Raw genomic sequence first — 13,073 nt, 5'->3', positions numbered from 1 at the left:
CCTGCTTTTCCATTTCCCCGGGCATCAGGTCTTGAAGTGGCGGACCATCGCACTCAGCTCGGAGGCCAGACGGGACAATTCGCCACTGGCTGAACTCGTCTGATGCGCACCGTCGGCCGCCCGTGTAGACAACTCACGAATATTCAACAGATTGCGATCCACTTCATGGGCGACTTTGGCCTGCTCTTCAGTGGCGCTGGCAATGACCAGATTGCGTTCGGTGATCTGGTGGACAGCAACAAAAATCTCTTCCAGTGCCTTGCCCGCCGCTTCCGTCGCCTGCAACGTGCTACTGGCTCTCAACGTGCTGGCGCCCATGGCATCAACCGCCTGGTGCGTGCCGGCCTGGATTCCGGCAATCATCTGCTCGATTTCCCGTGTCGACTCCTGGGTGCGATAAGCCAGCGTTCGAACCTCGTCTGCCACCACGGCAAATCCACGCCCCGCTTCACCGGCCCGCGCAGCTTCAATGGCCGCGTTGAGCGCCAGCAGATTGGTCTGGTCGGAAATACTGCGAATGACCTCCAGCACCTTGCCGATGTCACGAGTCTGAGTGGCCAGATCCTGGACCAGCGCGGAACTGGTGCTGATCTCCCGACTCATGGCATCCACCTCTTCGACGGTCGCCTGCACTTGGCGCCGACTCTGGCCCGCCAACTCGTTGGTGGCGTTGGAAGCCTCTGACGTGGACACCGCGTTTCTCGCAACCTCTTCCACCGCGGCAGTCATTTCAGTCACGGCGGTGGCCGCTTGCTCAAGCTCATTGTGTTGTTGATGCAGGCCGTGATTACTTTCCACCGTCACCTGTCTCAACTGCTCGGCGGAGCTGGCCAATTGATGGGCGTATTGACTGATCTGCTCAATGGTCTGGCGCTGGCTGACCTGCATTTTCTGCAAGCCCGAGAACAACTGACCGATTTCGTTGCTCGATTGCACAGTGATCGAACGACGCAGATCCCCGGAGGCGATTTCATCGAAATGCTCCCCGGCTTCGCGTAGAGGACGCAACAAGCGGCTGGCGATAAACCACCAGCAACCGGCCACCAGCAAGGCGGCAATCATCAACAGGATCAACGCTTGAACCTGGGCCAGGTTGTAGCGTGAATGTGCCTGAACCATGATTGAAGCGATCTGAGTATCGAGCTGTTGTTCGAAGCCTTGCAGAGCCTGGTCAAACCGGTCGTTGGCCGCTCTCGCCTTGAGATTGACTTCAACGTAGCGAGCCTCTGTCCCTTCATTCAGCGCCTGCGTCTGCTCCTCCAGCGTGCTGCGATAGGCTGCGAAAGCCTGCTGTAATTCATCGCTCTGAAGGGTCGAACCGCTGCTTTTTTCTTGCGCCGCAAACGCTTCGAAGAAATCAATGGCCTCCTTGAACAGGATCGTAGACCGTTGCAGGCTGGTTTGGGCTTTGACCGTGTCGCCCATGCGCGCTTCAAGGAAAGCGCCCGCCATCCCGACCCGTGCGCGCAACAGGCGCAGATAAGCCAGGTGAACCCGGCTGTTCTGGGTCACCCCCACCTCATTCAAAGTCTGGATCTGTTCATCACTACTCGATGCACTGCGCCAGCTTGTCAACGACGAAATCAGCAGTGCACAGACGAAAAGCGCAAGCACCCAGAACATTCCTGTTCGGATCTTCAAATGAGTCAGCATCTTGGACAGTTCCCAGTTGCATCAGCAGTAACCGGCCAAAGCCGACGATTAGATTACTCCCATGCTATCGGCCGATTTTGACCTGAATCAAACAAACAATGACGTAATCCATCAATACCTTAGTCTTATAACATCATTCGCTTGAACGTAGTAAGGCCGGAAAATGTCGCATAACGACGAGGGTGTTGACGCAAGAGGTTAAGAACATGAAGGAACGTAAAGTCGCAGGCCAAGTGGGTGCCGCTATCGCCGCGCGCCGCAAGGCGAAGGGTCTGACTCAAGCCCAAATCGCCGAAGCCATAGGCGTGGAAAAGGAGACCGTCAGCCGGATGGAAAATGGCGTGATCTCACTGACCCTGCAACGACTGCAGCAAATGTCCGAGGTGCTTGATTGCTCGCTCAGCGATCTGGTGCGCACAAATGCCACGGACGCCCATAGCCACTCCCAGAACATCAATGAGCTGATTGCTAGCTTGCCGGTCGGTGAGCGAGTGATGGTTGTCAATTTCGTGGCTGAAATCGTCAAAGTTTTGAAAGCCAAAGGGTCCGTTCAACAGCTGTGATTGCCCCCCGACGGATGACAGAACCTCGCCCGAGGTTGTGACTCCACCGCTGCCCCCCCAACGCTTCTCTGCCACACGCTCAAGCAAATCCAACACCAGGCTCTCCACCCGTGACCCGATCAGAACCACCACCGCCCATGGCCATTGGCTCATGGATGTCGCTTGCCGCCAGCCACCCATTTTCACCAACCGTTTAAAGGCGCCAATAAAATGACACGACTTCACCTCCCATTTCGAAACTCTAGCACTTTGTTACGAAATATTGACACCGTCAGTTTGATATCACATCATTCGCCCGCTTAAAAACGGCTATATGTGCATGGCACGGTGGTAGATTTCTCTGGCTTAGTTGATTGATGAGTGTTTTTTCATGATCTTATTGAGACGAGCATCACCACCGACAGCGATGTCTGGATACTCTTTGTCTCTTAATTAGCAGCCGTCAAATTTTTCCGATACTTAACCATTCGAGTTGAGTGTTTCTCGTGCAGTTCGGATGAGTGGAGTAGAAGGCTGTGGGTCATGTCACGTTAGCCATCCGGCATCTACAGGATGAGCAAATGTCGCTTCGCAAGGGCGGCTTGTATTGGATCGCCCTGGACCGTGCGAGCGATGCAGAAATTCTTGCTCAGCAGTTTCTGTCAGCCTTATCCGAAGCACATATCGCCACGCTGATATGCAGCGGCACCGACCCTCGGACAATTGTCGAGACCTTGGCTGCAGACAGCGGCCCTTCTGCGCTGCGCATGTTTTCCATGCCTCACGATGCCTCTGCTCGCAAAGCCTTCACCACCCTGACCTCGGACTTGAAACGAATCAAGATCGCACGCGGCAGTTATCTGCTGTTGATGGTCAATTCGGACTCTCTGGATAATCTCGGCACTGAACAGTTACAGCATTGGTGTGAAAATACCCGACAATGGTTGTTAAGTATTAACTGCACACTTTTAGTGCTTTGCAGCGGTCAATCGCCGTTATTGCATGAATGCTTTTCACGTCTTAATGAACAACTTTCCGGTTTGGCGCAACTGTATCGCCAAGATGGTGCAATTCACTACCAACTGAACTTTTGGCACAGTGACTTGGGTGTTTGCGCCGCGCAAACATTTGACCTGGAAGTGACCGACATCGGTTTTTCCTTGAGCGATTCGCAGCTATCCAGCCCCTCGCAAATCCGCACCGACGACCAGCGTATCTACCTGACCCAGCGATCCGCCCTTGAGGGATCGGCCCCGTTGTCTGAGCAATGGCGCCTTTTTGAACATCGTGCCGATCTCCTGCAGCAGGCTGCCCGCGCGCGCGCCGCCTGCGTGATCGTGACGCTGGAAAGCAACCAGGATGTGGAACCGCTGGCTCGGCAATTACACGGATTACGCGAGCAATGTGGTGCCGCGTTGAAGATCATCGTGCGGGAAATGGAGTCTTGCCTGCGCTACCGCGACGAGCGTCTATTGCTGACTTGCGGGGCTAACCTGATCGTGCCTGCCAAAACCACACTGGCGAACTTCCTCAGCATGGTGGAAAGCGCCCAGGGACAGATCTGGCGTTATCGTCAGACCGCCGATATCCAGTCATTGTTTGCACGACTGCGTCCTCCGGCGCGACGCGGATTGTTGCCGCCACGTGAATTTATCGACCTGCTGGATGACATTTACGGTGGCACTTCGGGCGAGCTTGCTCATCAATTGCTGCGGTTGCGCCCCAGAGGCGACCTGAACATCGACCAATACTTGAGTCAGATCACCTTGCGCCGCTTCGGCGATGTCGCCTGCGCACTCAACGGAGTGTTTTATCTGTTTCTGTTCGCTTGCCGTGGCGACGGACTGGAGCCGGCACTGGGCAATATCTGCCGCCTGCCATGGAGGGACATTTTCAGCGAGTGCAAGGTCCTGTCCGGCGTGGACGCGTTGCCGCGTCAGGATTTTGTCGATGCCCCCGAGATGCCTGAAGCTTCACGCCTGGCCACCGGACAGGTAACCGCTGATTTGACTCACGCCATCACCCAGAGCGGTTACGCGCCGCAACGCATTACGCTGCCGTTGTCGGAGCCGTGCCCATGAATTACGCCCAACTGCTCCAGGTTATCGCGGCAAGCTGCCTGATGACCGTCGCGTTTATGCTGGCGCTACGCAGTCTTTTGCAGCGCTTCAATCGGCTGCTTCAGCAGTATTTGTCACCGCGTTATCTGCAGCCGCGCGGGGTGCGTCGGCGCAAGTCCGTGTCGCCTGTTGAGCGTGACGCACATGAATAGTCCCGAGCGATTCGACGTGGACAGGACAGCCGTACAAAGCGACTGGAGCTGGCCGGGCCTGGGGCTGTGGAACCTGTATTTTCTGATTAAGCTGGCGATGTTCTGGGGCGGCTACCTGAACCTGCAGATCCTGCCGAACCTGGTTTTCGCCGCTGTATTGCTGGTGCCGCTGCGCAATCGATACCTGGCGCTGCTGCGCACGTTGATTGCCATACCACCCGCTGTAGCGTTGTTCTATCAGGACACCTGGCTGCCACCCTTCAGCAGGTTACTGGACCAGCCAGGCGTGCTGAATTTCAGCGGCGATTATCTGCTCGACCTGGCCGGCCGTTTCATTGACCCGAACCTGTGCGGCGCATTGCTGCTGTTGGTGGTGGCATATTTCTTCGTGCGTCAGTGGCTGCGCCTGACCACCTTGACCCTGGCCGGTTTCGCCTGGCTGGGCGGAGCAGGGTTGATGGCAATGCATGCGCCGGTACAGCAGAGCACTACGCAAGCGCCCAGTACCGGTGGCGCACCGATTGTCAGCGCCGAGCCGGACAACGCGACACTCGACACTTATTTGCAAAATTTCTACAACACCGAGGCCGGTCGGCAGGTTGTATTCCAGCCATCACAGTCGGCTGCTCAGCCATTCGATCTGCTGCTGATCAATATATGTTCAATGGCCTGGGATGATCTGGACGCTGTGGGTTTGCGTAACAACAGCTTGCTGCAGCAGATGGACATTGTGTTCGAGAACTTCAACTCGGCCACTTCCTACAGCGGACCGGCCGCCATTCGGCTGCTGCGCGCCAGTTGCGGCCAGCAGCCGCACAGCAAGCTTTATGACGTGGCACCCGAGCAATGCCTGTTGATGGATGACCTGCGCAAGCTGGGCTTCAACAGCGAAGTCATGCTCAACCACACCGGCCAGTTCGAAGGTTTTATCGACGAAGTGCGTGCCCAAGGCTCATTGCCAGCGCCGGAAGTCAGTGTCTCCAGTCTGCAACGTGCCCTGGTGGGTTTCGATGGTTCGTCAATCTGGCGTGATCGTGACGTACTGAACAAATGGTGGCAGCACCGAGAGGCGCAAAGTGATTCCAGGGTGGCGCTCTTCTATAACACCACGACGCTGCATGACGGCAACCGCAGCCTGACCCTCGATGGCGGCACGAAGAGCGCCGAGTACAAGCCCCGCGCCCAAGCATTGATCGATGACCTGAGCACTTTCCTTAAAGACCTGGAGAAAAGCGGACGCCGGGTGGCGGTGGTGATCGTGCCTGAGCATGGTGCGGCCTTGCACGGTGACCGCATGCAGATATCCGGAATGCGGGAAATCCCGAGTTCGTCGATTACCCACGTGCCGGTCGGCATCAAGTTGGTCGGCATGGGCAAGAACACGCGATCGGAGCCGATTCTCGTCACCGCACCGAGCAGTTATCTGGCGCTGTCGGAAATTATCTCGCGCCTGTACGCCGCGCCGCCCCAAGGCGATGGCCTGGGCCCGGACTGGCAGGCATTGCTGGCCGATCTGCCGCAAACCCCGGTGGTCTCGGAAAACGCGGGTACCGTTGTCCTCGATTACGCGGGCAAGCCTTACGTTCGGATCAAGGAGAAAGGAGCTTGGCTTCCTTACCCGCAAAATCTCAAGTAAAGAACCAGACGCTCTCGCGCTACGAGCGAGCCGATGATATTGCCCGGCTTAAAGCCGAGCTGCACTTGCCGAGCCTGGAATACGTCGATGTCTCGGCATTGCTGGAATTAAGCCGCGCGCTCAAGCGCTGGCCGTTGCTGGCTGATTTCGCAATCACTGGCAATCAGCCGCCATCACCGGTTGCCCAGCCCGTACAACCGGGCAAGGTCGGAGCGCTTAAGTGACAGCACTGAGTATCTGCGGGGTACGTGGAGGCGTCGGTACCACTTCGTTGGTAGCCGCACTCGGTTATGCCCTGGAAAGCCTCGGTGAGCGGGTACTGATGATCGACATGTGCCCGGAAAACCTGCTGCGACTGCATTTCAATCTGCTGGATAGCGGGGAGTCGGGTTGGGCGCGGGCGATGCTCGATGGCCAGCAATGGCACAAGCAGGCCTGGAGCCTGACGCCGACCCTGCAGCTTTTGCCTTATGGTCGCCTGAGTGCCGATGAGTCCATGAGCATTGAGCAGCAACTGATCCATGACCCGCAGATCTGGGCACGGCGCCAGGCGAGTCTGGCGGCCCACTTTGACTGGCTGCTATTCGACATACCGCAACGCTTGCCAGGGCACGGCACCATCGGCCCCTGCCTGCTCCCGATCCAGATAGCCGAGGCCGATGCCGCCTGCCATGTGCTGCTGTTGCAGCAGGCGGGCAGCAATCCCGTCCTGGTGAACCGCTTTGATCCGGGCAGCCAGCTGCAACGCGATCTGTTACTCATCTGGCGTAAATTCTATGCCGCTCGTCTCTTGCCCCTGACCGTGCATGCAGATGAAGCCATGCGTGAAGCGCTCGCGTTCAAGCAACCAGTGGGGCGATACGCACCGGAAAGCCTTGCTGCGCTAGATGCGCTGAGCCTGGCGACCTGGTGTCTGGCAAGACGCCGAGAGGTGACATGATCACGCATTGGTTTCCTTACCTGTACCTGCGCCGGCGCTACGACTGCCACCCGTTGACGGCTTTGCTGCTGGCGTCGTGCACCGCGTTGGCCTGGCTGTTCCTGCGCCTGGAGTCGCCGGCCTGGCAGCGTCTGATCGAGCAGCGCCAGCGCTGGTATCCGCACCTGGCCAGCAAAGTCCCAAGTGTCGGTGACCCTTTGCGCATTGCCCTGCAAAGCCTGTGGTTACTGGTGTTCCGTCCCTGGCCGCAAGCCCGGCGGCGCGCTGCACCGCAATGGATGCATCGCGTTGGCGAGTCCAACCACCGTCTCTGGAGTCGTATCGGTGTTTTTCTAAGTGGCCTGCCGGAGCACGCCAGCGAGAACAAAGCCGTACTGGATGGTGCCCAGTGGTGGCGCAACCTTCGTCCTCGCCAGCAACATTGGCTGAATTACAGCTGCGCCGCTGTCGCGTTGATCCTCTTGGTGGTGTGCATCACCGAGCCCTTCAACTACTTATCGCAATCGGTTTTCGTGATTTTGCTGTGGGTGGTCGCCATGGTGATCCGTCGCGTGCCGGGCCGGTTTCCGACGCTGCTGCTGATCATGCTGTCGCTCATCGTCTCTTGTCGTTACCTGTGGTGGCGCTACACCGCGACCCTGAACTGGGACAGTCCGCTGGATCTGGCCTGCGGCGTGTTATTGCTGATTGCCGAAACGTACTCCTGGCTGGTACTGGTGTTCGGTTACATACAGACCTGCTGGCCGTTGAACCGCCCACCGGCACAACTGCCTCGTGATACAGAGCTATGGCCTACGGTCGATCTGTTGATCGCGACGTACAACGAAGACCTGTCCATCGTACGCGGCACCGTGTATGCCGCCCTCGGTATCGACTGGCCCCGCGAAAAGCTGCGTATTTCGATACTCGACGATGGCAACCGCGAAGAATTCCGCGTGTTCGCTGAACAGGCCGGGGTGAACTACATCACTCGTAGCGACAACAGGCATGCCAAGGCAGGCAACCTCAATCAAGCCTTGAAGCAGCTCGATGGAGAGCTGGTGGCCATTTTCGACTGCGATCACGTGCCAGTGCGTTCATTCCTGCAACTCACGGTGGGCTGGTTCCTGCGCGACCCCAAGCTGGCGCTGGTGCAGACGCCGCATCACTTCCTGTCGCCAGACCCTTTCGAGCGCAACCTCGATACCTTTCGGCACCAGCCCAATGAAGGCGAGCTGTTTTACGGCCTGGTACAGGACGGCAACGACATGTGGAACGCCGCATTTTTCTGTGGCTCCTGTGCCGTGCTCCGACGTTCGGCGCTCGATGACATCGGTGGCTTTGCCGTGGAAACCGTTACCGAAGATGCCCATACCGCACTGCGCCTGCACCGCAAGGGCTGGAACTCGGCTTATGTGCGCATTCCCCAGGCGGCGGGGCTGGCCACTGAAAGCCTGTCCGCACATATCGGTCAGCGGATTCGCTGGGCTCGGGGCATGGCGCAGATTTTCCGCACGGACAACCCGTTGCTGGGCAAAGGCCTGACGTTCTTTCAACGCATTTGCTACGCCAACGCCATGCTGCACTTCCTCGCAGGCCTGCCGCGCCTGGTGTTCCTGACCGCGCCTTTGGCGTTCCTGCTGTTGCACGCCTACATCATCTATGCGCCGGCCTTGATGATCATTCTGTATGTGATCCCGCACATGGTTCATGCGAGCCTGACCAACTCACGCATGCAGGGAGAATACCGTTTGACGTTCTGGGGAGAGGTCTATGAAACCGTACTCGCCTGGTACATCGCTCGGCCGACCACCGTTGCCCTGTTCAACCCCAAGAAAGGCAAGTTCAACGTGACCGCCAAAGGCGGCTTGATGGCTGAGGACCAGTTCGACTGGGGGATCGCCAAGCCGTATCTGGTGTTGGCGCTGCTGAACATCGTTGGCCTGGGTTTTGCGGTATGGCGTCTGATTTACGGGCCGGGCACTGAAATCGGGACCACGCTGGTCAGCAGTCTGTGGGTCATTTACAACTTGCTGATCGTGGGCGCTGCGGTGGCCGTTGCCGCAGAGGTTCACCAGGTGCGCAAGTCCCATCGTGTGCAGGCCAAATTGCCGGCGGCGGTGCGTCTGCAAAACGGGCGATTCTATCCCTGCATGCTGGTGGATTACTCCGAAAGTGGTACCGGCGTCGAGCTGGACGTTGAGCTTTCCCTGCCCATCGGTGAGCGGGTTTTCCTGATGATGCAGCGCGGCGAACGCGAATTTCTGTTCTCCGGCATCATCAGCCGCAGCCACAAGAACTTCATTGCCATCGCCCTGAACGAGCTGTCGTCGGAACAGAAAATCGATTACGTGCAATGCACGTTTTCCCGTGCCGATGCCTGGTTGAACTGGAACGAAAACTTCGAACCAGACCGGCCGCTGCATAGCTTCATCGACGTCCTGCGTCTGGGTGCCAGTGGCTACTACCGCCTGTATCAATATTTGCCTGCCTGGACACGGTCCCTGGCCCGCCCGGTCATGCGTCTGCTCGCTTGGCTGATCAGCTATGCACCGCGCTTCGCCAAAGCCGCCCCCTTTTCTTCTACATCTCGATCGGTATGCGCCCCATGAGTCGCTATTTCAATTTCACGCTGGTAAGCCTGCTGTCGCTGGCAATGAGTTGTGCCCAGGCGCAGCCCATCAAGGAGCAAACCGCCAAGGTGCAGCCACCGGTTACGACGCCAGCGTCAGATTCGGCTGCAGTGAGCAGCGTGCCTGGCTGGGACGTTTCGCGTAACTTCGAAGAACTGGGGCGATTGACCGACAGTCTGTTGCTGGGCACGCATAACACCGATCAGTTTGAATTCACCATGCGTCGCGACCGCATCGCCAGCGATGCGAAGCTGCAGCTTGAATACACACCCTCACCGGGACTGCTGCCAACGCTGTCGCATCTGCGGGTTTACCTCAATGACGAGTTGATGAGCGTCATCACCATCGACAAGGAGCAATTGGGGAAAAAGACCGTCCGCCAAGTCGATCTCGATCCGCGCCTGATCAGCGACTTCAACCGGGTGAGGCTGGAGTTTGTCGGCCATTACACCGACATTTGCGAAGAGCCTTCCAATAGCGCGCTGTGGGTCAACATCAGCCGGGCCAGCCTGGTTTCCCTGAAAGAGCAGGCGTTGATGGTCCAGAACGATCTGGCCTATTTTCCGATGCCATTTTTCGATGCTCGCGACTACGACAAGCCTGTTCTGAATATGGTATTTGCGGCTTCGCCGACGCTTGGCGAGCAACGTGCGGCAGGCATTCTTGCCTCGTACTTCGGCAGCCAGGCCGCGTGGCGCGGCACGAATCTTCCGGTGTCGTTCGATCAACTGCCCGCACCGACACCCGCCAGGCCGGTCACCGCGTCCATCGTGTTTGCCACCAACACTCACCGTCCCGCATTCCTGAGTGACCTGAAGCAGTTCCCGCCGGTCGAGGCGCCGGTGGTGCAGATGATCGACAACCCGAACGACCGCTACGGCAAGGTGTTGCTGGTGCTGGGCCGTGACGAGGCCGACCTGGCCGTGGCCGCGCAAGCGCTGGTGCTGGGTGGCGATCTGTTTCGGGGTGATCGGGTTGTTATCGACAAGGTGCAGCAGATCCAGCCACGCCAACCTTATGACGCTCCGAACTGGATGCGTACCGACCGGGCCGTTCGTTTTGCCGAGCTGATCAAGTATCCCGAACAATTGCGGGCCAGCGGCCTGCAGCCATTGCCTATCAGCCTGGACATTAACCTGCCGCCGGATCTGTTTGTGTGGCGCAACCAGGGCATTCCGCTGCAAACGAAATACCGCTATACGCCTCCAGCGTCCAATGACGGTTCGCGTCTGAACATCAGCCTCAATAATCAGTTCATCACCAGCCTGCCGTTAGTGGCCAGCAGTAAGGACCGGCTCGAAGAGTTGCGCCTTGCCGTGTTATCCAGCGAGTCATCGAACATCAATGAAAAACTGTCGGTCCCGGCACTGAAAATCGGCGACCGCAACAACCTGCGGTTCAATTTCAGCTTCGCCACGACGACCAGCAGTTCCCAGCGGGATCGTTGCCAGACCTCGTTACCGGTGGACACTCAAGCAGTCATCGACGATCAGTCGACGATCGATTTGTCGGGTTATCACCATTACATCGCCATGCCTGATCTGTCAGCGTTTGCCCGCAGCGGCTTCCCCTTCAGCCGCATGGCGGATCTTTCCGAAACCGTGGTGATGGTGCCGTCGCAGTCCAGCGCTGTGCAGTTGAGCACGTACCTGGAAGCGATCGCCGGAATTTCGGCACGCTCGGGCCTGCCCGCGATCAATCTGACGTTGAGCGATAACTGGGAAGAGGCGTCGAAGCGCGATGCAGACGTGCTGATCCTCGGTTCTCTCCCTCCTGACCTGCGCGACAACCAGGACATGAATGTTTTGCTGGACCGCTCCCGGGACTGGCTGCTGAAAGCAAACCACCAGGGACCGGGCTCGTCACAAAGCACTAACCCGGGCAGTCCTGTTGCCAGCCGCGTCGAGGTCTCAGCCAAAGGCCCGATTGCTGCAATCGTCGGCATGCAGTCACCGTCCCACGAACAACGCAGCATTGTGGCCCTGTTGGCCAATGAAGATGCGGGCTTCCAGTTATTGCGCGAGACGCTCAATGACAGCGGCAAGATGGACGCGGTCGCGGGCTCGGTGGTGTTGATCCGTAGCAGTGGCGTTCAGGGCCAGATGGTCGGCGACCACTATTACGTCGGCAGTCTGCCCTGGTGGCTGATGCTCTGGTTCAAGTTGTCCGAGCACCCGATCCTGATCGCATTTCTCGCGGTGTCTGGCGTACTGCTCAGCGCATTCCTGACCTGGCGTATCCTGAAATGGGCCGCTCGTCGTCGTCTGGCTTATGAAGAATAAGTCGGTGAAAAATGCCCGGTCGCGACTTCTTGCGGCGGTTCTACCCATCCTGGCATGGCCCGCGCAGGGTGCGAGCCAGTGTGTTTGGCCGGCCTGGGAAAACTTCAAGCAGCACATGATCAGCGCTGATGGGCGGGTTATAGACACGTCCTCTGCGCAGCAAATCACCACGTCTGAAGGGCAGAGCTACGGGCTGTTTTTTGCGTTGGTGGCCAACGATGGGGAAAGCTTTGACCAGCTGTTGACCTGGACCCGCAACAACCTGGCGGACGGCGATCTCAGCCGTCATCTTCCTGCCTGGGAATGGGGACTCAACAAGGACGGTCGATGGGGCGTGCTCGACAACAACAACGCCAGCGACGCTGATCTGTGGATTGCCTACAGCTTGCTGGAAGCCGGTCGCCTGTGGCGCAGGCCTGATTATCTGACGTTGGGCAATCACATGCTGTGGCGAAGCGCCGCACAAACCCTGCGCAAGCTGCCGGGGCTTGGCCTTATGTTGCTGCCAGGGGACGTCGGTTTCGAATCCGGCAAGGGCTGGCGCCTGAACCCCAGCTATCTGCCGCCACAATTGTTGTCCCGATTCGCGCTCATCGCACCGGTTTGGGCCGAAGTGGCGCAAAACTCCCGGCGCCTGTTGATCGAAGGCGCCCCCAAGGGCTTCGCACCGGACTGGTTGGTGTGGCAGGCCGGAAAAGTTGTTTCAGTCGATGGGAAAGGCGCACAGGGTAGCTACGACGCGATTCGTGTCTATCTGTGGCTCGGCATGTTAGCGGCCGATGCCCCCGGGCGCACCGACTTGCTCGATCACTTCAAACCCATGCTTGAGGCCACTGCCCGCCTGGGGTATGTGCCAGAACACGTCGACTCCGGCTCCGGCAAGAACAAGGGCTCCGGGCCTGTCGGGTTTTCGGCGGCACTTTTACCGTTGTTGGCCGCCGATGCATCGTCGGCGGCAGCACTGTCTGCCCAGCGTGAACGCCTGCGCCAATCGCCGCCATTGGCCGATGCCTATTACAACCAGTCGCTGCTGATGTTTGGCCAGGGCTGGGACGAACAGCGCTATCGGTTCGACAAGGATGGGCGACTTCAACCGAACTGGACGAGTACATGCACGCAGTGAACAGAGCCCCCCA

10 protein-coding genes are annotated in these 13,073 nt (G+C 58.4%); 9 read left to right on the top strand and 1 reads right to left on the bottom strand.

Going from position 1 to position 13,073, the window contains the following annotated elements; all coding sequences use genetic code 11:
* Nucleotides 1-24 precede the first annotated feature (24 nt).
* A complete protein-coding gene (locus AC1Q6D_RS27820) occupies nucleotides 25-1,653 on the bottom strand; it encodes a methyl-accepting chemotaxis protein (RefSeq protein ID WP_103406518.1) in 1,629 nt (542 codons plus the stop codon).
* Between the two features lie 206 nt (nucleotides 1,654-1,859).
* Here AC1Q6D_RS27820 and AC1Q6D_RS27815 point away from each other — a divergent pair, with 206 nt between their 5' ends.
* The 9 genes from AC1Q6D_RS27815 (at nucleotide 1,860) to bcsZ (ending at nucleotide 13,060) form a co-directional block, all read left to right on the top strand.
* The gene (locus AC1Q6D_RS27815) at nucleotides 1,860-2,216 is read left to right on the top strand and encodes a helix-turn-helix domain-containing protein (protein WP_103406517.1); all 357 of its coding nucleotides are present in this window, start codon (nucleotides 1,860-1,862) and stop codon (nucleotides 2,214-2,216) included.
* Between the two features lie 515 nt (nucleotides 2,217-2,731).
* The gene (bcsE, locus tag AC1Q6D_RS27810) at nucleotides 2,732-4,276 is read left to right on the top strand and encodes a cellulose biosynthesis protein BcsE (protein WP_103406516.1); all 1,545 of its coding nucleotides are present in this window, start codon (nucleotides 2,732-2,734) and stop codon (nucleotides 4,274-4,276) included.
* A complete protein-coding gene (gene bcsF / locus AC1Q6D_RS27805; RefSeq protein ID WP_047535991.1) occupies nucleotides 4,273-4,467 on the top strand; it encodes a cellulose biosynthesis protein BcsF in 195 nt (64 codons plus the stop codon). Before bcsE ends, bcsF begins: the two co-directional genes overlap by 4 nt.
* On the top strand, nucleotides 4,460-6,103 hold the full coding sequence (gene bcsG / locus AC1Q6D_RS27800; protein WP_103406515.1) for a cellulose biosynthesis protein BcsG: 1,644 nt from the start codon (nucleotides 4,460-4,462) through the stop codon (nucleotides 6,101-6,103). The genes bcsF and bcsG overlap by 8 nt, the downstream gene beginning before the upstream one ends.
* On the top strand, nucleotides 6,073-6,327 hold the full coding sequence (bcsR, locus tag AC1Q6D_RS27795) for a cellulose biosynthesis protein BcsR (protein ID WP_090466007.1): 255 nt from the start codon (nucleotides 6,073-6,075) through the stop codon (nucleotides 6,325-6,327). The genes bcsG and bcsR overlap by 31 nt, the downstream gene beginning before the upstream one ends.
* Nucleotides 6,324-7,043 (top strand): cellulose biosynthesis protein BcsQ, encoded by a 720-nt coding sequence (gene bcsQ, locus AC1Q6D_RS27790; protein WP_103406514.1) that lies wholly within the window; start codon nucleotides 6,324-6,326, stop codon nucleotides 7,041-7,043. Before bcsR ends, bcsQ begins: the two co-directional genes overlap by 4 nt.
* Entirely contained in the window at nucleotides 7,040-9,634 is a 2,595-nt protein-coding gene (gene bcsA / locus AC1Q6D_RS27785; protein ID WP_103406513.1) for a UDP-forming cellulose synthase catalytic subunit, read from the top strand. The genes bcsQ and bcsA overlap by 4 nt, the downstream gene beginning before the upstream one ends.
* The gene (gene bcsB / locus AC1Q6D_RS27780) at nucleotides 9,631-11,937 is read left to right on the top strand and encodes a cellulose biosynthesis cyclic di-GMP-binding regulatory protein BcsB (protein ID WP_103406512.1); all 2,307 of its coding nucleotides are present in this window, start codon (nucleotides 9,631-9,633) and stop codon (nucleotides 11,935-11,937) included. Before bcsA ends, bcsB begins: the two co-directional genes overlap by 4 nt.
* Nucleotides 11,927-13,060 (top strand): cellulose synthase complex periplasmic endoglucanase BcsZ, encoded by a 1,134-nt coding sequence (gene bcsZ / locus AC1Q6D_RS27775; RefSeq protein ID WP_103406511.1) that lies wholly within the window; start codon nucleotides 11,927-11,929, stop codon nucleotides 13,058-13,060. The genes bcsB and bcsZ overlap by 11 nt, the downstream gene beginning before the upstream one ends.
* The last annotated feature ends 13 nt before the right edge of the window (nucleotides 13,061-13,073 follow it).

The sequence above is a fragment of the Pseudomonas sp. MT92 genome (assembly GCF_058792515.1).
Note: the sequence above shows the minus strand (reverse complement) of the source record. Positions and strands in the feature narration are given on the sequence as shown.